The following is a 22,135-nucleotide window of genomic DNA, read 5'->3' as shown; positions in this document are numbered from 1 at the left end:
GCGCGGATGAAGGACGCATTGGGTCACCGTGCGCACCCTACGCATCGAATAACTCAAATGGTGCAACGTTGTACGGCGCACCCGATGACGGAATTTTCAGTTTGAACCAATCCACCCAGTCTTGCGTGCCGCGCTTTCGCCGTGGCTTCCGCCTGCAGTATGAACCGATGCAGAACTGCCATGTGCTGCTCTACCCGGAAGGGATGATCAAACTCAACGACAGCGCCGGCGAGATTCTCAAGTGTGTTGACGGCGCCCGCGACGTGGCGAACATCATCGCCTCTCTGGCCGAACAATTCCCCGGCGTGCCGGATATCGATGAAGACATCCTGGCGTTTATTGAGGTGGCCCATGCCCAGTTCTGGATCGAATTCGCCTAACCCCACGCGGTCCCAGATCGGCCCGCCGCTGTGGTTGCTGGCCGAGCTGACATACCGCTGTCCGCTGCAGTGCCCATACTGCTCCAACCCGCTGGATTTCGCGAAGCAGGGCACCGAGCTGAGTACTGCACAGTGGATCGACGTATTCCGCCAGGCCCGTGCACTGGGCGCAGCGCAGTTGGGCTTTTCCGGTGGCGAGCCGTTGGTGCGCCAGGATCTCGCTGAGCTGATCAAGGCTGCCCGTGACCTGGGCTTCTACACCAACCTGATCACCTCAGGCATCGGACTTACCGAGCAACGAATCGCTGAGTTCAGCGCGGCTGGCCTGGATCATATCCAAGTCAGCTTCCAGGCTGCCGACGAGGAGGTGAACAACCTGCTGGCAGGCTCCAGCAAGGCCTTCGCCCACAAACTGGCAATGGCCCGCGCGGTCAAGGCGCACGGCTACCCGATGGTGCTCAACTTCGTCACCCATCGGCATAACATCGACCGCATCGACCGCATCATCGAGCTGTGCATCGAGCTGGAGGCCGATTACGTCGAGCTGGCCACCTGTCAGTTCTACGGTTGGGCCGAGCTGAACCGCGTCGGTTTACTGCCGACCCGCGAGCAGCTGCAGCGCGCCGAGCGCATCACTAACGAGTGGCGGACCAAGCTGACGGCGCAGAAGCACCCATGCAAGCTGATCTTCGTCACCCCGGACTATTACGAGGAGCGGCCGAAGGCGTGCATGAGCGGCTGGGGCAAGCTGTTTCTCGACATCACCCCGGACGGCACCGCGCTGCCGTGTCATAGCGCCCGGCAGTTGCCGGTGAAGTTCCCCAACGTGCGTGAGCACAGCCTGGAGCACATCTGGTTCGAGTCGTTCGGATTCAACCGCTACCGCGGCGACGCCTGGATGCCCGAGCCGTGCCGCTCCTGTGACGAGAAGGACCGTGACTTCGGTGGCTGTCGCTGCCAGGCCTTCATGCTCACCGGCGATGCCGACAACGCCGACCCGGTGTGCAGCAAGTCGTCGCACCATGGCCTCATCCTCGCCGCCCGCGAGGACGCCGAATACGCGCCGCAGGGCTTGGAGCATTTGACCTACCGCAATGAAAAAGCCTCCAGGCTTATCTGCAAAGCCTGAAACGACTGGCTCCATCGGGTGCCCTTGAGCATCATTGACCGCACAGTGGCCCACCCTACGACGTGCAGTCGGCTAATTAGAAACGTGTTTTGAAGAACCTAGGCAGAATTCCTGACCATGTATAGGAATCGGGATGACCGCTTCTGGCCGTTCTCTGCCTGTCGCGACCGGCTGCAATGGGTCGACTTCTGCCAGTCAGGGCCACCCAGTGTGCTGGTCAAATCCGATGCAAACAACTGGTCAAGTCGAATGCAAATGAGTGGGCAAGTGCAATGCAAATGGGTGGTCAGGTGGAGTGTAATTACCCAATTGGCTATTGGTTCGCAGACACCATCAGCGGTAAATCAGCATCGAGTCAGCGCCCTGCATTCATGGAGCTTATGACGAAGATTCGGGATGGGAGCTTCACAGTGCCGTTAAAGCTGCATTCGAGGAATGGGAATTGCTGATATCAACCGCACAGCCATCGCTCGCGCCCTGGTGATGAAGCCTCGCGTGCTGTTGTTTGACGAACCGACGTCCGCCCTCGATCCCGAACTGGTCGGCGAAGTACTCAAGGTCATGCGCGATCTCGCTGCCGAAGGCCGAACGATGCTGATTGTGACCCACGAAATGGCATTCGCCCGTGATGTGTCCAACCGAATTCTTTTCCTACGTATTTACGTCGTCGCGTGGATGCGACAGGAACGCCAGGATCTGCGCAGATTGATCGGGCATCGCTGACACTCGCTAGCCCTGATCACTAAACGCAGTTTGCGCCCGAGCTTCAATTATCTCGATCAGTTCAGAGTGCTTAGGGAATTCATTCTTTAACCAAACACTTGGCACAAAATGGTGGTCCAGATAAACCGCAGTGCCCTGACCATCGGAGCATGCGCAAAGCATTACCGATTTTCCTGCGATTAAAAGCAACGTTTTAGCTGAGAGGTGATGATTCAGGCTTATCGTCCCTGCAGCTTCAGGCGATCTGCTGTTTTCTTGTCCACATGCACCGCCTCAACGAGGCCATGATCTACAGTAGGGCTAATCATGAGCGCGTTTCTCTTCGCTTGCTCCCGACCTTTCTGTAATTGCTCCGGTGTACAAATAAATACTGGCAGCTCCCCCGACCAGTTACCTGCTCCTTCAAGCTCCGCATCCACATGAATGGACAGATATTGCTCGGTAAGCTCAAAGATAGGAGTGCAAACGCTATTAACGCGATTGACCCAGGCAAGCGGTGCCACTTGCTTGTCAGCAGCTCTGGATTTCCGGGGGACAAAGGACAGGCGGATGATCTCCATCATAATTAACCTGCTAAGCCACGCGGAGTCTGAATACCTTTCGTGATAATCAGAGATAAAGCTGCCGCTCTGGAGGTCTGCAAACCAGGTGCCGTGAGCCAGGCTCAGTACGTTGCTAAATAGCGACTTCATTGCTTCCATGCCATCAAGCATCCTACCGGTCTGCCTGCACATGGTTTTGGTTGTCATTGCATCGCGACGGTCTATGGCCGCTTGGATTTGTACGGTGACCTCGTGCCCGAGCCCAGTTCGCTCGATCAAAGGTGGCTGGGTAAGCAGACCGCCATAGCCCAGTTCGTTTGAAAGTACATACCTGTCCTCATCTGGCCATTTACCGAAATCTACACTCAGTGCCCACAGCTCCCGGATGTTACCTTCTAGGAAGTGAGAAATTCGGAATCGGCATCCGTCCGGACCGAATCGTAGTACCGCACCTAGCGCTATCAGACTGGGGCCGATAGCGATGATGTCCTCGCGATTCACATCACCTTGTCCCTGAAGGCGCCTTGATGCCTCATGGCTGAGCTTCAGCTCATGTAGGTATTGAGCTGAGAATCGGGCTTCGTCCCTGTCGATGAGAACGCTACAGTTGGCGCATAGCCAAATCCCATTATCGATTGATCCACGTTGCTCAGGAGTCATCGAATAGTCGTAACGGCGCGCGCCAGGGCCAGGCGCAGCTGCTGCAATGTGAGCGGCAACGCCGATCATCGTCACCGCATTTGAGGTTTCGTCGCTGGGCCCTACTGTCGACTCCTTGCACAAGGAGCATTGATAGCTTGCCCGTAGGGCGAGGTCGCTCTTGGTCCGTTTTGAAAAATCGTCACGGGTGGTATTCATCTGTGGAGTTAACCCTGGTAGGGCCCATCGGTAGCAGAGTAGCTGCTCAGAGGGCATTAGTTGTGAGGCAGGGCGAGCACTGCTACTTGTTGCGCACCAGGCTCAGCAGCAATGTTGTAGGTCAATGCGTCCATTCATGGCCTTCACCAACAATCTGGTGCGATTCGCTGATGACAATGAGCGACTTACCGCGATGCACTAGGCAGAAACTAGATACGAGGTCAGCGTCGACTCCGACGGCGGACGTTATGTCGCCAAGCGTGCCGATCCAGACATATCGCTGGGTTTCAAGGCAAGCCAAGTAGTAGCCGATAGGCATAGCATTGCTCCATGAATAAAATTACGATTCCCAAGCTCCCTGCTATAGAGGGCAGTCGCAGTAGCAGGGCTGATCTACACCAATATGAGCGTTTGGCATTCACTAGGGTGTTTGCTGTCGATTGATCGCGGGTAGAGGGCGGGATAGGAACTGTTCATCCAAGCCCCGGCTGTAAGCGTTGTAGGCCCACCGCACAAATTGTTCGAGCAGTCGATCATTCTCCATTTGCAGGCGTTGATTCTCACCTTCCAAACGTGCGATTCGGTCGTTTGTCGCTTGAGACTCTGGACTTATGGCCTTCTTCTTCCCAACCGAAATGGATAGTGTTTTTTTACGAAGAGTGAAGGCATGCCTAATCCGTTCATGTTTATGAAGCGCCTGACGCGTATAGGTCCCTCGCAAACGGCGAGCGACGCTTTGGATCAGCAGATCCCAAGTCAATTTTCCAGACCAGCCATCAATGATCGACACGATCTGCTCTATAGCACCAGGGGTAAGGTTTCTCGAACGAGACATTACAGGTCCTTAGACTCTATGCGTGGCACATTTGGATCTTCAATGGCCGGGCCTTGAAGTTCACGCGCTTTCACAATTTGATGATGGGCCAGTAACTGTTCCAATCTTGACGCGGGTACAACCCCACGTGGCTGGATAATCGCGTTCGCGGAAACTGAAGAGTCCTCAAAAATGGCACACAGTTCATCCAATCGTTTTAGGGTCAGTGTCTGGTGTTCGACCCAACGGTTGGCACCAAACGCCTCCTCGCCCAGCGCTTCTAAGGCTTTCGCGAGGAGGACCTGGGTTTCCTGACGATGCTGACGTATAGCCTGCTCTCGGACCACATCACCTTTAATGCACACATGCTCATCACAATTAAGGCAATCTCGATAGAGCTGACAAGGCAGCATGGAAAAATCGTGCAGGCAATATCCCAGGTCCGTTGTATGAGCGGTCACGATCTTCAGTGCTGCAAACTGATCTCGTGCAATCAAACTACTGGGTGGAATACTCGCGATATGCCCGGCCGACTTTTCCGGATCACCTAAAGCGGATCTGGCTAGCGCCAATACATCCCTGTCGGACTGGTGGTCATAGCACCTATTTTGCCCTACCTTGGCGCGACCACTCCATTTGGCGATGTCGAGTTGCGATAATCCGCCCATCTGCGCCACGGTATTTAAAAAATGGCGAAATTGATGCGTCGTGATTTTCATTGGGCTGCCATCTGATTCACGATATCCGAAGCGATCAAAAATATTGAGGGCCCTTCGCGCACTGGACAATTGCTTCTGAATATAACCGGTGTCTGGCAAGACGATTACCCCACGGTACGTTCCCCACGACTCGGTTAGCTCATTCAGTCGTGTCAAGCAAAGCGCTTCACTGTACTTCAGGTTGTTCTTGTGATCCGCCAGCGGGAAGTTGGGGGGCAGCATCGAAAGGATTACTCGCTCAACGTCCGCGAACAAAAACCTCGGGGCATTTTTATGCTGCGGGTCATAAGGAATGTGTTCCACAATCCCGTGTTTCCTACACCATCCAGCCCCCCGATCGGCTTGACTGCAATTGGGGGGGAGAGTGAGAAAAACTATCGCACTCACCTGTTCTGAACTAATTAACATCCTCCCCCGGAGCACCTCCAACTCCATGGGTAAATACATCGCATCAGTATACTGCTCGTACCACCGTGCCACTTCTCGCGCCGGTGTTGAAATAGTCCTGAGCTTACTCACTGCCTCGCGAGCAACACTGGCCATGGATTGCACCACCCATTTAACTTGTGCCTTCCCACCCTTTGAAGGCCGCCAACGCAATCCATACAGTTGTTGATTTGTTTTTGGATCAAACTCCTCGACTTCGCACTGGTTTGAAATGGACATCACCTCATTAATGCGGCTCGGCGCCGACGCCAGCAACGCACACACACTGGATGTGAAGACATCGCCTGGCTTCTCGGCGGTTCCGAAAATTTCGGCAATCGCTTCTAACGAAGCTGACGAGGGCAGACGGGCCCGGCGTGACGCATCAAACTCCGGGCCAACACTGCGCACAAAATTATCTGGTGCCCGAAGTGGACATTGCCATTGAAGAGGCAGCGCACAGAGTTGATGCTCCACCAAGAACTGCGAAATACGTTTGAGTTCCGCCCCAGCAAAAAATGCGGCAGAGGCTTGGTAGCGTTCGTTAAGTATCGCGCACGCACGATTAAAGTGCCCCAGACTTGCTTTAATCGGCGTGACACAACTCTCCGTTTCTTCCAGAGCTACAGCGAGGGAGCGCAGCGCGGCCAATCGTGAACTGACAGTGGTATACGCGCACAACGAATAATCATAACGGCAGTAGGCTTTGGCAAAGTCTTTGTAAGGCTGAGGCAAGCAACAAGAGTCCTTTTGCCCTCGTCCACTGGGGAATCCATGAAATCGGATGCTTGAACAAGAGTTACGACGTTTCAATTGAACAAAATTGGTGACATCCCAACTGTCCGCATCAAAGACCAACTCACGACCAAAAGCCGTCAGAGACTCTCTGGCAAGGGTAACGAAGTCCCTTAGATTGTCTTCAGCAGCCTGCGCTGCTCGGGGCTTAAACAGGATTACCCTATCGTCCACGAGCCCGCTCCTTTCTGCTGCGGCATAATTGGACTACTTCTGCCACTGCGAGCAGCGTTCGATCATTGATCGTCGCAATACGAGCGTCCGAATAGCGATTAGCATCCTCTAGCAAGAAATCCAGGACCGCCTCATGCGGTCCGTCCAACCAAGGTTGAAAACATTGACAGGTGTAACAAGCCACAGGGGCATTCAATCCGCAGAAACTAAAGCTTCCACATGACCCCATTGGCCGTGCGCTTTGATCAATACGCAGGTCAATAATTCGGCTGGAGCGGTCTGTTCCACGAACAGCAATGCCCTCATGAGCTATCAGCTGACCTTTAAAGGCTTGAGCCAGCGGCGCCATGTACAGCGCAGTCGCCTTTTCAATCCGCATCGCAAGCTCTGGTGTCGCGGCGACATAGACCCCCGCCGAGTCGGTTCGCGAATGATCAAGCAAGTCCGCAATGACCAACACCCCATGACCTTCACGCGCAAGATTCGTCCCTAACGTACGCCGAAAGCGCAAGGCACAGATGTTAACTACGCCCCCTGTGCGCTCAGAGCGGACGGACAGCTTGTCCAACGCAGTCACCAACAATCTCCGTAAATTCTCGCTGGTACGGTGATATCTGCCCCATCCTGGCCCTTCCGCCAAATACTGAAACTGCCGAGGTAAAGGAAACAGGGGCGCCTGCTGGGTGTCTGGAAACTCTCCAACAAAGCGTTCACTGACGCGTTGAGCATAATCAAACAGCGGTCGGCCAATTTGATTCACCAGCGCTCGGGGCTTGAGCTCTTGACGGAGCGATGTGTTTTGTTGCTTCGCCCGCGGAATAAGCAAAAGAAAAGACTCTGTTCCATCCGCAGCCACAGAGCGAACCACATCACAAACCTTCAAGGCTGCCAGTTGAACAGGGCGGGAACCCAATGCAATAAACAACCATGCCAGCAGGTATATTTCCTCACTCAAACGCCCAGCGCCGTAAGCTTCATTCAAGGCATCTTGAATACCCACTTGCTCAATTGGCGTGAAAGGACCCAACTCTGGATCCCACGTCAAAACGGCAACGCCCGTTTCTCGTTTCCGGAGTTTTTTCCTGTCCAGGACGTACACCACGTCTTCCTGAATACCCGGCAAGCTCATTGCGTGCCATCGGCGCAAAAACGCAAAGAGATTGCGTGTTTGAAAGTCATTGGCATCGCAATGTATCAATACGTCATTTCCACCGATAATGTCCAACGGTTCAACGCGCCCCTCTTGCAATCGCAAGGCAAATGCTTTCAAAGCCGTAAAGCGTCCCATCAAGGTGCTTGGCGCCCTATTTTCAGCAAACCAAATCAACGTCAGACGCACCGAAGCCAGGAGCACGGCGGAAAAATGCAACTCAGAAAAATCCATGTAAACCGAATGCACACCGTCCCGGTACGACCAGTCAGACCGGTTAGGATCAAATACAATCCCGCTTTTGCTCCGAACTATCGATGGAAGTGAAGGACAGACATCACTTCCAGCGATTACGAAGTCTTTTTCGGGTTTTTTACTCATCGGAATGAGCCCCCACACGCAATTGTTTTTGCATTTGCAAGGACACAGCGGTGGCTTTTTTCTTGATGTGGCGCTGGTTATACACAGTCGCCATTCCGGATGATTCGGACCACCCCATCAGCCGCGACCGCAGTTTTTGCTCCACGGTCGGCGACACGTTGTTTCTATCAACCGCTTCAGAAAAAAGATCGTTCCAGGTATGGCGAAGAAGATGGGGGCAGAGGTTTTCCGGCAATTCCGGACAGTGCTGCCGTAACGTGACGAACACTTTATTCAGCCCCGCAAGACTCAGTGGTTTTCCGGAGCCTTCGGCCACCCAAAGATATTCATGCTTACGCGCGCCTTTAACATTACGACGATTGGCCATTACATACGCTCGTGTGAGCTCTGCCAACTCTGCGTCGAGCGCTAATAATCGACCGCTCGTTTTGGTATTTGGTTGTCTCAACCGAGGATCCGCAGGATCATCTGCCCTCCTGGCAATTAAAACTTCACTGGTCTGAAAGTTAATATCCGAAATTTTCACACCAAGCAATTCACCTCGCCGTACTCCCAAGGACAATAGCCAGCGAATCATTAAGTAATTTCGCTGCCGGACATATTCATGAGACCACGGATTTTGCTCAAACTCTGGAGCAACGACCTGTTGCAACACAGATAACATTTGTTTAGTTAGTCCCTCGCGAGGCGTAACATTGGAAAAGGGTTGCACTGAAGGAATACGAGCCTTTATGGATTTAGACACGAGTTCCCGGAGTTTTTCCAGCCCAGTGAAATTTGAGTTTCCGGCCCCTATTTTTAGTAAGTGGTCGGTCGCAATCCAGTCAAGGTATCGGGCAATGTATAAAAGCCGTATGGCAATAGTGGCGGGATGAATTTTTTTCGAATTAGAGCCACTGGTAGAACTTGACGATACAAATATCCTATCCCTAGATAGTTTTCTATCGTCCGCTGCAATTGGCAATTTACACCCCACAACGATAGCCTCTATGTCTCCTACCGTTAAAAACAGGCCGCCGCGCAAACGGGCACACAAATCTATCTTTAGTTCATCAAGAACGATGAACAGCACCATAAGCGACCGAAGCGCCTGATAAAGTGTGCTCGTTGACAAATTTGCCGTACGTAACTCTGTCAGTACCCAAAGAGTGGCGCTGTGCACGGGCATACCGTCTTGCCGACAGCAGAGCAGGGGGAAACGCTCACCACTGTCGAACCGCACGAGCTTGATTCTGTAAGGGTTCATTGTTTACACACTCACAAGGTAAACGATAATAAACCCTAGACTACAATCCCCCATTACGCAAAAAACAATACTAACCGTTTGCTTATATTATATTTTTATGAAAAATATTTACGTTTATGGAGAAGTCGGCCTAATCACCTAAGCCCGCCTGAAATGCCTTTAGAGGAAGGCCGCGAAATCTGGAGCGACTACAAGGCACGGGTGAAAGAATGGGAGTGTCGTCATCCTGCAGGAGCTAAAGCCTCCCAATACCAACATTTCGGGGTCTACGAAGTCCCCGTAGGGCTATAGGAAAACGTGGCGGCACTACATCTGGTGTCGCTGACCATCTGATCGAACACAACATGTAGTGGTATAGGAAAGATATGCAGATCACAGACAAGATTAAATCTTTGCTTGGATTAGAAGCCAAGGCTCAGCGCAAGCCCGTGGGCCTGCGCGAGTGCGTCAATTGAGCTGCGCTGCTTGAGCCGTCTTTGGACGCTGGTATCAAGGGGGAGCACCACAGCGATTGTGGGTCCATGTACAAAGTGATTTCAGCATGTGCGGATGCATCATGATTTCGTACGTCAGCACTCAACCCACTTCCGTGCCAGAGTTCACCACGTCAGGTAAACTCTAACTTTTTAATTGATGGGTGTTCTCATGGTAGAAGATGCAGTTGGACTCACGCCAGGCACGGTTGCCCAGAGGCACTTCGATTTGCTTATGGAAGGCACCAGCATTCGTGGCGAGAAGATTACCAACGCTCTGCGTGATTACTTTGTCAAAGGCACAACCGCCACTGATGCATGGAAAAATAACGGCCTCAATGCCGGTCAGTTCTACAAGCGATTGAAGGTCATTCAAGCCGAAAGCAACCGCGCTTTTGAGCTGAGTATTTATTACGCAAAGCAATCGCCAGATACGGATTACGCAGCTTGGGCCGTGCAGCAAGTGGTGTCAGCGCCAGCCCCAGAACCAAAGTAAACGTCCATTCCAAGCCTGCTCAGTGAGCTGAGGTCTGCAGGGCCTACCTCTTAGTGCTATGAGTCCACAGGAAACGGGGTTTCATAATCGCAATCAACTTGGATTGCGGCCTCAGATCTACCTCGCTTACAAGCCAATTTCTGAGCAGCTAGAAGTCTAACCATCACCCCTGCTGGCTTGAGAGACTTAAACAACTCGACGGCCTCATGCTGACCTTTCGCCCAAGCATCCCTCAAAGGGGCTACGCCATGAATCAGGCATGGAACGTCTGATCCGGGATATGCAAGCGCGCCCATGTTGTAGGCCCTTTCCAAAAGTGATTCTTCAGTGGTCCCATCTGCTGGCGCAAACGCAAGACACTCGTAATCCGCTCGAAGATCAATCATCGCACTCACCGCTGGCCTTTCGGGAGCTGTAAGCATGGGAAGTGATTCACAGCCCCATGCCTTTCCACTGAAATATCGCTTTTTGTATTCGGCCATCAGCCACGCGAACGGAGGCCCATTGCTCAACGCAACCTGACGCAGTGACTCGTAGCTAACTTCGCCTGCCCAGTACACCTCCAGATCAGAAGACCAACTCGAATACCAATCATGTTGAACCAGGGCATGGTAGTACTCAGTAATGTTCATCTTGTTCTCATAGCCGGTCTGCCCCAGGTTCAAGGCATGGCCTGCAGCATCAAAGCGTTGGCATCTATGACCCTAAGCACCCATGTCTCACAGCAGTGCAATGTGGCAGCGTATTGTCGAACCAGGTCGTCGCACATCATTAATTTTTCAACCCTCGCAATTAATTCCTGAGCAGTAACCCGTGGGGGGCGGCAGATCCCGCCAAGCTACTTGCACCGTATAATGATACGTAATATCACGCAACTTGAGCCATTCAAACCGTCCAACAAGGGGCCACTACTTCAGATAATCACCGGCCTTCTAAACCTTATCCTTGTCCGGTTTTTAGATCAAAGCCATGGCTTTGGGGCTTGCGAGCAAGCTGGGCTGGGCCGCTCTACTTTCTTCGCCCTGCCCCTTCCCACTTCAAACCCACGACCCTTTCTCTTGCCCTTGGCCATTACCTTTGAGCGCTTCAGGTTGCACGTTAAAAATATGCACCATAGAATATTATGAAACATTGTAGAATCGCGCTTTCTGCAGCATCAGCTGATCACCCTCATTCATGATGATCAGGAAGCTTTTGTGCTCACCAGGAGCGCAGCGCGAAATGCTCTTTAACTGCTGCCATGGTGACCAATGATCTATTCGTCCAAACAATTCAAGAAAACGCTGCCCAAGACCATCAGGGCGCGGCTGGCGCGGTTCTGTGCATGTCTCTTTCTAACCCCCTTTGTTCTCGCAATTGCGTACGTGCTTGTCACTTGCTTTATCGCGGGCTTTTGGATGCTTGTGGGACTTATTGGTGATCCTGCACTGCTGACTCCATACGCATTTTGCGCTTTCACCTTCCTCGCACTCTGGATCAACTGGGAAGTTCGCCTCAATCGCAAACTTTATAAAAAGTACATGCGCGAGCAATCAGTTGAAGCATTGGAGTCCGTGGTGCTATCGCCCGTGGGGAGCTTCACAAAGTCAGATCGAAAAATAGCAGCAGATGTAATCCATGCAGCACCGGCAGACATGCCTTTCACGCAGGCCTGACAATCCACTGGTCAGCTACTGGTTTGAAGGGTCTGTGACGCTACTTTCACCTGATGCTCAAACCAATCATTACCGCCATGAGAACCCGAGTGAAGATTTCAATCATCACCAAAATTGAACCTTGTGAGCCAAGCGTACCCGGACACCTCGACCCCGGCCTTGGTAATGACATCTGTGAATTCAGGGTCACTTTGCCGCCCTATCCGTCTGACGACTTAATGAGCCACCTCTTGAGCGAGGAGTGCGATGAGTGGGTGCTTACTCACTACGACGCTTCTACTGGTTTTGGAACGTTTATTTCAATCGATTTTGACGGGCCCAGCGCAGGCACAGACGTTGATCTTTCAAGTTTGACCCTCCCACCAGCTCCTTGCGAAATCAGGTGCCTCAGGGAGCCAGGTCATGACATCTGATTGCTGGACTTCAATCGCAAAACTTGAATGCAAAGGACCTTTGAAAATCTCAGGTCGCATTTGGCCTCAGACGAAGATTGGCCCACAAATAAAAATATTCCTTTTAAGGTATTTATTAATTTTCATTTATACCATTTAGGGTATATTCAAGACCTCTTAAGCAACAGGTCAAACAGAGCCCTCTCACAACCCCGTCTCTTTCGGGGCTTTGCAATACCAGGGAGCGGTGTTCGCGCCCACAGCCATCACCTCAAAAAAAGGATTTAACATGCAGGTTCCACAAGGTTTGACTCTTAGCGAAAAAGATTCGTTAGCGGAGCAGCAATTTGATGGATTTAACTCGGAGCAACAGGAAGGAGCTTTGCATGCATCCAACCATCCGGCTAAAGCATCAAGCGTTTTCATCATCGCTGTTTGGCTTGTAGGTCTTGTATTCTGCGCATTGGTATTCAGCGGGCTCGGTTTTCTCTTGGTAGCGTTTGATGCCACCTTCATAGGCGGTGCGTATCAACTGCCTGAGTCGAGCATCCTCCGCGCAGTTGTTTTCTCGGTTATAGGTCTTGGCCATGCGTTGCCGTGCGGCGCTGCTGTTTGGATGGGCTATTTGATGTCCTGCGGTTTTATCGAACCTCACAAGCGCAGCGCTGAATTTTGATCTGTGCGGATTGCGGGCGGCGCGATGAATTGCTGTCTAATCGGCAAGCCAATCAATGCAGTCTGTTTCTGTAGACACAGCACCTTTAGATCCATGCTCGATGACGGCCTCTCCGTCTCTTACACGCCATCGAGCATTGAAGGCCAGCAAATACCCCTCCTGCTTGTTTTGGTGCTCGCCACCAGTCATAGGCCAAGCTATGAGTACAATATTATTCATTGCCAAGAATGGTTTTGATGAGTTGCGTATCGAGGTCTCGCATCGCCTCGACATGCCCTTCTCGCTTGAATGTAACCTTGATCGTCGAGGTAGCTCGGTATATCTGGAACTGCCCAGGCGATACCAAACAGTTCGTGGCGCGAAGTCAGCGGCTGCAAGAATTGTCGGCAGCGGGCTTGAATGGAAAACCCCTGATCCACTGGCCCCCCCTCACCTGTAAATACTGATCTGGAAATGGCAGCGCAGCGTGATGCCATCTGATTGAGTTACAAACTACGAGTAACAACCTTACGAACAGCTATCGCACACCTCCATAGACGTGCATCGTCGCGGCACTTGACAGGACAGGTGCCGCGCGATCATCGAGGCCACAATCGATCGGCAACACTTTCACGACGAGAGCCCTCGATTAAGTCGAAAATACGGGAGGGGATTGACAAGCGGTAAAAAAAACCTGAAATTGAGGTTCTCACGCCAGCAATTCAGTTTTAAATCGGCGCGATCAAAGCCCCTTGGTTTTGGTCGCGTTGTTACATTTCACACATCCCGCTTTTCATAGTCTCTCCTTTTATTTATTTTATAGCTAATACGATTTAGCCTCGTCTCGTTTATGTCGTTGTGATATACCCCACAAATATTAGCTACCTCCGAATCAACCCCTCAGCTTTAACCAATCTCAGTAACCTTCTGATTTCGGTACTTAAGCGGGCATTTTTAATGCTTGGATAACTAACCGTGGCAGTTAGTAGAACCATTTATTTGTGAAAATTCCCAACTATTCTGTGAATCTACAGGTTTTATTTAGAAAATTAAAACTGTTGATATAGGCCAAGGGTGCTGGGGCAGCAGCCGCGCTGAGAGGAAATCCAAATCTGTCGCAACACTTCAAGCCGCCGCTGGCGTTCTATGTTCTAGAGAATTAAAACTGTCGCGACCTACATCGCTCTTCAGTTCCGTCCAAGGCCCACGCACCCAACGCTCATGCGCTGCGAAAACAACTCACCATTTGTAAGAGGGATATTCAGACAAGCTTTCGAGCGAATCAAAAACCATCGATTTGAGAGGGTTGTCGAATGCAGCGTTTGTGAGAAGCGTATCCAAAATTGCGCCCAATTCGCTTTTCCTTTTGGCTGGTGTCAGCGTCAGAAAGTAACTTGTCCTGCTATGGATTTTTTCGTTGGTGCTTTCTCCACCTTCTTGGGCAACCATGAGCGCAGTTTTGTATAAATTTTCGCTCGCCCCAGGCAGCAGGGCCTCAAGGCCATCCAACAAGGCATGCTCCAACTGGTACATAATCGCTTGGTCATTTCTCGTCACGGTAGGCATGAAGGCCAAACCTGCTCTCAATAAGCCCATCTGGATCAGCGTGTTTGGCCAAATACAGTCAAACCCATAAATCGGGGTCGGGTCGTCCCCGAACCAATTCTTCGTACCTTTGTGCCTCATGCCATCGCTGGCGTGACGCACCTCTTCGGCTAGCCCTAATAGTAGTGGGTCTTCTATTTTCAGCAGGGCACTTTCTTCAATGACGCGGTGGATGAAAGTCCAGAGCGCTTTGAGTTCGTAAATATCCCCCCAGAGCACAAGCCCGGCGTTACTTTTTCGTGTGGCGCACTGCATAGAGATCACCCTGTCATGAATGGCAATGCTACATAATAGACGCACTGGGACATCCGGGGCGACTGCCTATAATCGCCTGCGACAGTTTTAATTCTCTAATACTACCGTCGTTCATTTAAAGTGGCTCTGTTGCTTGAATGCATACCTGTAGGGGTATACACTATTTTCATTGAAGCGAACCACTGTGGATGGGGGCTGGTTAGACACTAAAGGCTAAGTAGCCTTAACGTTGCGCTCGATAGAGGGCTATCCGCAACTTAATTCTCGCACGATTCACGCACGTCACTTGTCACTTAGCCCCGGAATTCCGGGACCTGTCGAGAGACAATTCGAAGAGTCGACTGCTAACAGTCACTTATGCAATGGGGAAGCATCATGCGCTGCAAAGATCAGGAGTTCACAATCGGCAAGGGTCAGGAAATCGTGGACGGAAAGTCCCATTACCCGGATCTCGTTCGGTTGGTTATCCCAAAGGATCAAGCCCTTGCACTGGCCCAAAATATCCTGCGAGAGCTTGAACACGTGCGGCCCGATCAAACGCACTTGAACGAAATACCTCTCTTCGGCCAGCTTGAAGATGTCGACGACGACCAATAAGGAAAATTGTCCATGAAGCTCATCACGGTGGTGCGATTCCCGAATGGCTCTTGGTCTATGGGGGGGCCGGTGTCCGATCCAGACTATATGCAGTGCGAGGTTTATGTCGTTCCCTTCGATAGCGATAAGGAAGCCAAGAAGCTCGCCCAAGCAGTAAGACGTCGTCTGGTTGCTAAAGCCCTGGACCTGCCCACGCAAGAATCTCCGTATCGGCACCCGAGAACAGCCGCGTAGCTTAATACCGCTGTCACGTGCGACGACTTAGCCCGCGATCCAGCAAGATCTGACGCATAGAAGTTCATCCATTTTCGCGGCGGCGAAGACAACAAGTCATCTTGATGGCCAACGAAATACGGAAGTGCCCAAGCCTAGCTATTGCTGGGCTTGGGCAGTAGAAGAGGCGTGGTTTTTGCGCTCGGGATTAGGAGATGAAATTGAACATTCTTAAAGTAGCCGCCATTACGACCTTGCTGATTTCTACCTCTGTTGGAGCGGTCGGTAAACAGGCTCCGACCCCTACCTTTGATCTAACACAAGCTTGCCCTATCTATCTGAGCGGATCGTTGAGCACAGAAGCAGAGGACAAACTTAGGCAAATGGGCGTTGACCTCCCCGTCGCATGCAAAGGACTCAGCTCAGACCGCAGTAAAGATTGGGTGTTGATCCTCACCCCGACGAATCAGTCCGCCACGTATGTGCCTGGCTTTAATTCAGAAGTGGCTTGCACTCAAGCCGTAAATATCTGGCAAGGCCGAGATCGCAATGCGGGTGATCAACCAGGGCATGCCGTTTGCGTTGCGCGATAGGAAATTCGTATCAGGAACGCAAAAGCCTCGCAATGAAATATGGGGCAAACATGATTGTTCATCACAGCCTTGATGATTGGGCTATAAGGCGTGACTGACCTGTTTTACCTGTACGAAATCAAAAACAACGGCTCGTTCTACGAAGCCGAATAATCATGGAAATCCATAAATGAGTACGTACCACTTTTACGCAGAAATTTATTGGAACGGACGTAAGGCTGATGGGATCTTCAAATTCGGAAGTGGCGTAATAGAGACGTCCCGTGAATCCCAAGAAGCGGGTTGGTATGACGAGGTTAGAAAGCGCATCGCAAGCTCTCTTGGTGCTTCCTCTTCAAGCCCCAAGGATGTAATCGTGATGTCACTTACGAGAGTTTAGTAAATCCGCCAAGTCTGCCGAGCAAGATGCCGCCGTCCGTGACCTTCTGGAATTACGCACTGATGGACGAATTCGTACTTTTCGTGCAGATCGAAGACCAGTAGACCAGTAGAAAATGTCGCTCATCTGCACCAAAGCCCCGGCCAGAGTCCGGGGCAGAGGCGGCATTTTTCAAGGTAGTTGTCGCGTCAACCGTCTAACTATGCCGCCATTTTCTCGTTCTGTTGCTCTCGATCCGGGTTCAACAACACGGTGCCGATCGGTTCCCAGTTACGCGTCCGGCCTGACCACCGCTCCGGTTTGTTTTCCTTGGCTCGTTCGTACAACTCATGTCGCCGGGCCAAGACCTGATGGTCCAGCCCTCGATGCCGCTCAGCCGGTGTGACGAACCGGATGCGGCTATGTCGGTGCTCGTTGTTGTACCACCGCATAAAATTCCTCACCCAAGCCCGAGCAGCATCCAGACTGGCAAAACCATCCAGCGGCCATTGCGGGCAGTATTTCAGCGTTCTAAACAGCGACTCCGAGTAGGGATTGTCGTTGCTCACACGCGGTCGGCCCCGCGAAGGCGTGATGCCCAGGTCGTACATCTTGCTCAGCAGCGTCACCGATTTCATCGGCGCTCCGTTGTCCGAGTGCAGCACCAGCGGTTCGTGTAAACACTGCTCACCGATCACGCTGCGTTGCAGCAGCGCGGCGGCTTTTTCACCGCTTTCCGCGTCGTAGACCTCCCAGCCCACGGCCTTGCGGCTGTAAATATCCTCGATCAGATAGAGGTAGTAATACTTTCCGCGTATCGGCGAGGGCAGATACGTGATGTCCCACGACCACACCTGATTGGGCGCTTTGGCCGCATGCGTTGTCGGTGCTGCGTGCCTTCTGGGCCGCTGGCTGCGGCCTCGATGTTGTTGTTGGCCTGCCGCACGTAGAACGCGATAAAACGTCGCCTCCGACGCCACATAACGCCCTTGATCGGCCAGCCGCGGCACGATCTGGCTCGGCGGCAAGTGGGCGTACTCCGGGCTGTTACACAGCGTCACAATGGTCTGACGCTCGACTTCGCTCAGTGCATTTCGCGGTGTTGGCCGTGTGACAATCGTTCGGGCATCGGCCTGGATAACCTCTGTTTCAGTCCAACGTTGCAAAGTCCGCAGCGATAGACCGATTTCCTGGCACGCCCTGATTTTTCTGGCTCCTGCCGCCACCGCGCTACCCAGCCAGGCAACGATTAACTGGCGCTCTGGCAAAGATGTTAGTTGTCCTCGTTGTCGTTCGTCCCCCAGTAGTCGTTGAGCTTTTTTCGCAGCACCAACAACGCGGCTGTTTCAGCGAGCGCCTTGTCTTTGCGGCGCAGTTCGCGCTCAAGTTCCTGGATGCGTTTCTTGTCCTTGCGAGATTGCTCGCGATCTTCTTTTTGCTGAGCCTTTGTCGATTTCTGGCCGGTGATAAAAGCTTGTCGCCAAGCCGTGATTTGTTCGGGGTAAAGACCTTTGCGGCGGCAATACTCGCCGAGGTCGATCTCGGACAAACCGGCGGCTTCAAGCACGACAGCAAACTTGGTTTCGGCTGACCAGTTCTCGGTCAACGGCTTGTTTTCGGACACTGCATTTCCTTCAGAACTGAGCTGCTTGCGCCAGTTGGACAAAGACATTTCGCTGACCCCTTCGCGCCGGGAAACCTCGGCCATCGACAGGTTCAGCGGGGGAAGCAGCATTTTAAGTAATGCGGCTCTGCGTTCAGGTGAATAGTACGGCACGACCAGTCTCTTTCCGCCCCCGATATGCTTTTTTAGGAAAAATCGGAGAGGCGACAACTATCCTGACACCGGGGGGAGGCCGTAGAAAGATGCCTTTTTGGCGTCTACCAAATATAAGGACTGATACATGCCGCTACCGAAACCCAAAAACATGACCCTTCGCCAACGTGAAGTAGCCGCCAAGGTTCAGTGCTACGACTGGAACTCCGAGCACCAGGAAGGTGTAAACGTGACCTACGAAGAGCGCCTTGGCTCGGGTGAGACCATCCAGACCAAAACCTGCGGCAAGGCATTCGTCATGTGCTGCGAGCCGGTCATCATGGTGGAGGATGTTTCGGGTGCTGTTTCACTGGATCACTGCTCCGTCGTAGCTGAACACGCGGCTGCGTGAATAGACGGGAGCACATGTGCCGAGTAGCAGCATGCTGTTCTCGATACTGCTAAAGGATTCAACCAATGAAATTAGTTTATGCAGCAGCGCTTTCGATCATCGCAGGTGCTGCCCAGGCGGCTGAAAGCGTGCCAAGCCTAAATGTGCCAACCGGCGCGGTGATTGACTGCTTGCCAGTCCCAAGCATTGAAACCCTCAACAAGGGGATCGTGTACGCGAGTGGTAAGCCTGTGTCGCCAGCGAGAGTGACCTGCACTGTCAGCAAAGGGCAATCGATCCCCCAACAGTCGCAATTCGTAGGTCGCCAAGTAGCTGGTCCTGATGCCAACTCGTACACATTCGTTTGGGAGTTGATGTTACTACCAGGCGGTTACTCGGTACGTTCGGATAACGTAGGCAGTGCCATGTTCTCAACTGCACAAGGCGACACGGGCCACCTTCGAGTCACCTTTGACAAGAGCCTCTCCGCTACTTTGCCGTGATCGCGATTGCGGCCTGCCTGACTAAAGAGGAGAAGCAGCATGGGTCACATAGAGAGCTATTATTTTGTCGACCCTCGTGAGGGCGAATACGGCGTCGAGTACCACCGTCCGACTCGCGAGGAAGCTGAGGAACTGGCGGTATTTGTTGGTTGGGCGGGTGAAGTCCTGATTCAAATAAGAGCTTACCCACCTAAACCAACCGCTGCTGTCCTCGCCCATAACATTTGCTGTTCCGAGCAGGTAATCCCGTTTTAATGGAAAAGATCGCGTCACAGCACCAATATGAACACGAACAATTCGCATAATTGATCGAAGATAGTTGTTTCAGGTGCACCCAAGCCCCGGCCTAAGAAACCGGGGCCGGTTACGTAGAACGGATGTCGACTCAGCGTCTACCACCACATCGCAGGATTGAAATCGTGAATAACAAACCCAACCCCCAGCCCGCCCTGGAACGTCTGACCACCCCGCTAACCTTGACTCTGTCTGGTAGCGATCTAGAGCACCTCAACAACTACCGAGAAGCGGTCTTTGCACTCACGCTAAAGAACTGGCCTGAGAGCGCCAAGCGAGGTGATGCGCCGAAAAAATACGAGAAACATTACGAGATGCAGCGAGACTCAGCGGCGGCTTCCTTGGCGCGCATCTTCAGCGACGCAGCGGTCGCGGCGTCTCATTGCGCTGTCCAGGAGCCGTAGTAAAGGTCATTGACCAATCAGCATTTGAACATGCCCTTCAGAAAATCAAAGTTAAGAGAACCTAATAATGAATGACGATAAGAGTGAAGTCTGGGTTAGGGAAGAGCAGATTACGGACCATTTCAGTGACTTTGGTACACCAACAACAGCTCGTGGGAAGACTGAATTCTTCGAAGAACTCACCAAGCAGCTTGCCGTAAGACAATCTGGATTGAGCTGGAAGGACGCTTGGACGCTTCGTCTTAGAGACTTGGGTAAAAAGAACCGTCTTCCACGTGGCTTCAATGCCAAAACACTAATGTCCAACTCCTCGTCCGACCAAGACTTGCCCTATGGATTTAGCACGCTATGCGATCAAACGGATGAACAAGCTGACCACGCTTACAACATGGGTGTTGCAGCAGGGCTCATTAAAGTTCGTAATCCAACCGGGCCGCTCGACGAGCGGATTTTTGACCTCATTGGTAACCCTCCCGCAAAGAACTGAGCTATTCAAGGACAGTCACTTGGGCATCTGGATTGAGTACCGCTCACTGACCCTGAATTGGTCGGGATGGTAGCGGGCAATTTGGTACAACTCCCGAGCTGCTAGGAGAACTAGCACCAGGTACACCAAGAACCTTTAGTTACGGAAGCTCAAGAAATGAACAAAAGTCAGGTCAGCGCCATACGACAGCTTGAGGCAGCGCTGAAGCTTTGTAAGCAATCCGGGCTGGCCTTGGTTGGAATTGACAGCGATCTCTTCGCTACGGTCTCAGACAGCGCGTTTAAAAGTGAGTGTAGGGCTCAGTCGAGTTGCGAGGCGATGCTAAGCAGATCCAATAGAGATCATGCAGGTACTGTGATGCTCGACACGAGCAAGGTTTACCTCGATAGCGGTGCGACTTAGGAGATTCGCCCCAATCAGCTTGGCATGCCGCTAAAACTCAAAAATCTATTAACTCGGAAAAAAGATGGCCAACAGACGCTGTGCGGAAAGTCCTATCAATGCGGAATTCTCGTTGTGCGGCATTGCCTTTGATGCATACCACGAAGATGCAGATGCAGCATACGACGTAGCCAGTCCCACCGATTCAATCACTTGCCCTCGATGCTGCCAAATAATCAGCACGGTCAAAGCCATGCGAAACCGGCTCCGTCCCCGAAAGGGTGATGATGGCTACAGCGTTGAATGTTGAAGGAGCCGCCCAATGACCAACACTCCAACCATCACCTCCAAACAACTTGCTTGGTTCAAGGCTTTTCGAGCCAGTACCGGCACTGACCCGTTGGGGCAGGATCATTGGGAAGACGGCTCCATGTCATTCGCGAATGCCGCACAATATAGCCTCAAGTGTTTTGTGACCGAAGCTGAAGAAATGGCCCAAGGATTGGAGCGCACCCTCCAGCCGCTGATAGCGAGCGAGTAGCTCGCGTGTGTACAGAGCAATTGGAATAGCAGATTCCACCCTCAGCCCGAAATGTATCGGGCATGAGCTGTACCAGGTTCGCCTCTTGTTTCTGATCAGGAAACGTCTTTATTTTGAGCCCTGAGATTCAGCATGATAAAAGCTGAGTAACCAACTCCCTCCTTACTCAAACAAGAGAAACCACCGTGCCACGCGATTTACTGTCCCGCGTAGAAGAAGTGCGCTCTTCGCGCCTGCTTGGAATCAGCCGAAAAAAAAATCTTCAGTTCGAAATGGCACCGCCTACAAAAGTTATGGGCTACTACTGGATCTACACTGACTACTCCATCGAGGAGCTTCAAACCTGCACGTCCTCATCGTTGAAAGGGTCAATCAACCTCTCACTCATGGCTAGACTGCATAGTGATCTGCCAAATATTTGCAGTCTTAAAAAAGACGGATTCAGCCTAGTTTACAATGGCATTGCGGGTTCAACGGGTGTACGCGAACGTCTCGGGCAACACTTTGGCGATGGCAAAGGCACGGGCGCATTGCACATCAAAGGTTCCAGCCTCAACGACGTCGCTCGTTGGCGCTATTCCTATGCAACCATTAGCCGCAAGGAAGCGACCAGACGCCACAAGGAGCCGACTGCACCTGATGTTGAGAGCGACTACGCTCACGCCAAACACGTAGAGCGCATCTGGAGACTCACACACGGCTGGCCACTGCTTTGTACCCAGTAACGATCAACGCACCAAGTGGCGACG

General features: G+C 52.2%; 23 protein-coding genes and 1 pseudogene. 14 read left to right on the top strand and 10 right to left on the bottom strand.

Annotated features, from left to right (window positions below; all coding sequences use genetic code 11):
* Window positions 1-101: 101 nt before the first annotated feature.
* From pqqD to ACZRMS_RS11900, 3 genes and pseudogenes are all read left to right on the top strand, one after another.
* A complete protein-coding gene (gene pqqD / locus ACZRMS_RS11910; RefSeq protein ID WP_033040650.1) occupies window positions 102-380 on the top strand; it encodes a pyrroloquinoline quinone biosynthesis peptide chaperone PqqD in 279 nt (92 codons plus the stop codon).
* Window positions 352-1,509 (top strand): pyrroloquinoline quinone biosynthesis protein PqqE, encoded by a 1,158-nt coding sequence (gene pqqE, locus ACZRMS_RS11905; protein WP_095060561.1) that lies wholly within the window; start codon window positions 352-354, stop codon window positions 1,507-1,509. The genes pqqD and pqqE overlap by 29 nt, the downstream gene beginning before the upstream one ends.
* Before the next feature lie 456 nt (window positions 1,510-1,965).
* Window positions 1,966-2,232, top strand: a pseudogene (locus ACZRMS_RS11900) (AAA family ATPase); the annotation flags it as partial.
* Between the two features lie 218 nt (window positions 2,233-2,450).
* Here the strand turns inward: ACZRMS_RS11900 and ACZRMS_RS11895 are convergent.
* The 6 genes from ACZRMS_RS11895 to ACZRMS_RS11870 all read right to left on the bottom strand — a co-directional run bounded on the left by ACZRMS_RS11895 (window position 2,451) and on the right by ACZRMS_RS11870 (window position 9,253).
* Window positions 2,451-3,632 carry a hypothetical protein gene (locus tag ACZRMS_RS11895; RefSeq protein WP_181127640.1) on the bottom strand — a complete coding sequence of 394 codons (1,182 nt, stop codon included), beginning with the start codon at window positions 3,630-3,632 and terminating at the stop codon, window positions 2,451-2,453.
* 121 nt (window positions 3,633-3,753) lie between these two features.
* Entirely contained in the window at window positions 3,754-3,951 is a 198-nt protein-coding gene (locus ACZRMS_RS11890) for a hypothetical protein (RefSeq protein ID WP_033901851.1), read from the bottom strand.
* Between the two features lie 102 nt (window positions 3,952-4,053).
* The gene (locus tag ACZRMS_RS11885) at window positions 4,054-4,467 is read right to left on the bottom strand and encodes a hypothetical protein (protein ID WP_181127641.1); all 414 of its coding nucleotides are present in this window, start codon (window positions 4,465-4,467) and stop codon (window positions 4,054-4,056) included.
* Entirely contained in the window at window positions 4,467-6,560 is a 2,094-nt protein-coding gene (locus ACZRMS_RS11880) for an integrase (protein WP_181127642.1), read from the bottom strand. Before ACZRMS_RS11880 ends, ACZRMS_RS11885 begins: the two co-directional genes overlap by 1 nt.
* A complete protein-coding gene (locus ACZRMS_RS11875; RefSeq protein WP_181127643.1) occupies window positions 6,550-8,091 on the bottom strand; it encodes a site-specific integrase in 1,542 nt (513 codons plus the stop codon). Before ACZRMS_RS11875 ends, ACZRMS_RS11880 begins: the two co-directional genes overlap by 11 nt.
* Window positions 8,084-9,253, bottom strand: a complete 1,170-nt coding sequence (locus ACZRMS_RS11870; protein WP_440461999.1) for a tyrosine-type recombinase/integrase — start codon at window positions 9,251-9,253, stop codon at window positions 8,084-8,086. The genes ACZRMS_RS11875 and ACZRMS_RS11870 overlap by 8 nt, the downstream gene beginning before the upstream one ends.
* 729 nt (window positions 9,254-9,982) lie before the next feature.
* On the opposite strand from ACZRMS_RS11870, the gene ACZRMS_RS11865 reads away from it, so the two are divergent.
* Window positions 9,983-10,306, top strand: coding sequence for a PapB/FocB family fimbrial expression transcriptional regulator (locus tag ACZRMS_RS11865; protein ID WP_463995492.1), 324 nt, complete (start codon window positions 9,983-9,985; stop codon window positions 10,304-10,306).
* A 56-nt stretch (window positions 10,307-10,362) separates the two neighbouring features.
* Here the strand turns inward: ACZRMS_RS11865 and ACZRMS_RS11860 are convergent, their stop codons facing one another.
* Window positions 10,363-10,938, bottom strand: coding sequence for a hypothetical protein (locus tag ACZRMS_RS11860; protein WP_463995491.1), 576 nt, complete (start codon window positions 10,936-10,938; stop codon window positions 10,363-10,365).
* Between the two features lie 618 nt (window positions 10,939-11,556).
* On the opposite strand from ACZRMS_RS11860, the gene ACZRMS_RS11855 reads away from it, so the two are divergent.
* Together ACZRMS_RS11855 and ACZRMS_RS11850 are read left to right on the top strand one after the other, a co-directional pair.
* Window positions 11,557-11,961, top strand: a complete 405-nt coding sequence (locus ACZRMS_RS11855; RefSeq protein ID WP_463995490.1) for a hypothetical protein — start codon at window positions 11,557-11,559, stop codon at window positions 11,959-11,961.
* Window positions 11,962-12,642: 681 nt separating this feature from the next.
* The gene (locus ACZRMS_RS11850) at window positions 12,643-13,029 is read left to right on the top strand and encodes a hypothetical protein (protein ID WP_463995489.1); all 387 of its coding nucleotides are present in this window, start codon (window positions 12,643-12,645) and stop codon (window positions 13,027-13,029) included.
* Window positions 13,030-14,247: 1,218 nt separating this feature from the next.
* Here the strand turns inward: ACZRMS_RS11850 and ACZRMS_RS11845 are convergent.
* Together ACZRMS_RS11845 and ACZRMS_RS11840 are read right to left on the bottom strand one after the other, a co-directional pair.
* Window positions 14,248-14,868 carry a DUF6904 family protein gene (locus ACZRMS_RS11845; RefSeq protein ID WP_463995488.1) on the bottom strand — a complete coding sequence of 207 codons (621 nt, stop codon included), beginning with the start codon at window positions 14,866-14,868 and terminating at the stop codon, window positions 14,248-14,250.
* Between the two features lie 351 nt (window positions 14,869-15,219).
* Window positions 15,220-15,462: a hypothetical protein gene (locus tag ACZRMS_RS11840; protein ID WP_463995487.1), complete on the bottom strand. Its 243-nt coding sequence runs from the start codon at window positions 15,460-15,462 to the stop codon at window positions 15,220-15,222.
* A gap of 15 nt (window positions 15,463-15,477) precedes the next feature.
* Here ACZRMS_RS11840 and ACZRMS_RS11835 point away from each other — a divergent pair, with 15 nt between their 5' ends.
* On the top strand, window positions 15,478-15,699 hold the full coding sequence (locus tag ACZRMS_RS11835) for a hypothetical protein (RefSeq protein WP_326427921.1): 222 nt from the start codon (window positions 15,478-15,480) through the stop codon (window positions 15,697-15,699).
* A 1,151-nt stretch (window positions 15,700-16,850) separates the two neighbouring features.
* On the opposite strand, the gene ACZRMS_RS11830 is transcribed toward ACZRMS_RS11835, so the two are convergent.
* A protein-coding gene (locus ACZRMS_RS11830) for an IS3 family transposase (protein ID WP_087149576.1) occupies window positions 16,851-18,406 on the bottom strand; the annotation gives its coding sequence in 2 pieces (ribosomal slippage) (window positions 16,851-17,944 and window positions 17,944-18,406; 1,557 coding nt in all).
* A gap of 127 nt (window positions 18,407-18,533) precedes the next feature.
* Between ACZRMS_RS11830 and ACZRMS_RS11825 the strand changes: the two genes are divergently transcribed.
* The 7 genes from ACZRMS_RS11825 to ACZRMS_RS11795 all read left to right on the top strand — a co-directional run bounded on the left by ACZRMS_RS11825 (window position 18,534) and on the right by ACZRMS_RS11795 (window position 22,111).
* A complete protein-coding gene (locus ACZRMS_RS11825) occupies window positions 18,534-18,797 on the top strand; it encodes a hypothetical protein (RefSeq protein WP_463995486.1) in 264 nt (87 codons plus the stop codon).
* Between the two features lie 65 nt (window positions 18,798-18,862).
* Window positions 18,863-19,279, top strand: a complete 417-nt coding sequence (locus ACZRMS_RS11820) for a hypothetical protein (RefSeq protein ID WP_463995485.1) — start codon at window positions 18,863-18,865, stop codon at window positions 19,277-19,279.
* Window positions 19,280-19,318: 39 nt separating this feature from the next.
* A complete protein-coding gene (locus ACZRMS_RS11815; RefSeq protein ID WP_463995484.1) occupies window positions 19,319-19,534 on the top strand; it encodes a hypothetical protein in 216 nt (71 codons plus the stop codon).
* A 164-nt stretch (window positions 19,535-19,698) separates the two neighbouring features.
* Window positions 19,699-19,977 carry a hypothetical protein gene (locus tag ACZRMS_RS11810; RefSeq protein ID WP_463995483.1) on the top strand — a complete coding sequence of 93 codons (279 nt, stop codon included), beginning with the start codon at window positions 19,699-19,701 and terminating at the stop codon, window positions 19,975-19,977.
* 67 nt (window positions 19,978-20,044) lie between these two features.
* Complete coding sequence (locus ACZRMS_RS11805) at window positions 20,045-20,464, top strand: hypothetical protein (protein ID WP_463995482.1); 420 nt, start codon at window positions 20,045-20,047, stop codon at window positions 20,462-20,464.
* A gap of 703 nt (window positions 20,465-21,167) precedes the next feature.
* On the top strand, window positions 21,168-21,386 hold the full coding sequence (locus ACZRMS_RS11800; RefSeq protein ID WP_463995481.1) for a hypothetical protein: 219 nt from the start codon (window positions 21,168-21,170) through the stop codon (window positions 21,384-21,386).
* Between the two features lie 185 nt (window positions 21,387-21,571).
* On the top strand, window positions 21,572-22,111 hold the full coding sequence (locus ACZRMS_RS11795; RefSeq protein WP_463995480.1) for a hypothetical protein: 540 nt from the start codon (window positions 21,572-21,574) through the stop codon (window positions 22,109-22,111).
* Window positions 22,112-22,135: the final 24 nt, after the last annotated feature.

The sequence above is a fragment of the Pseudomonas sp. B424 genome (assembly GCF_055408345.1).
This window is presented reverse-complemented; position numbering and strand designations above follow the sequence as displayed.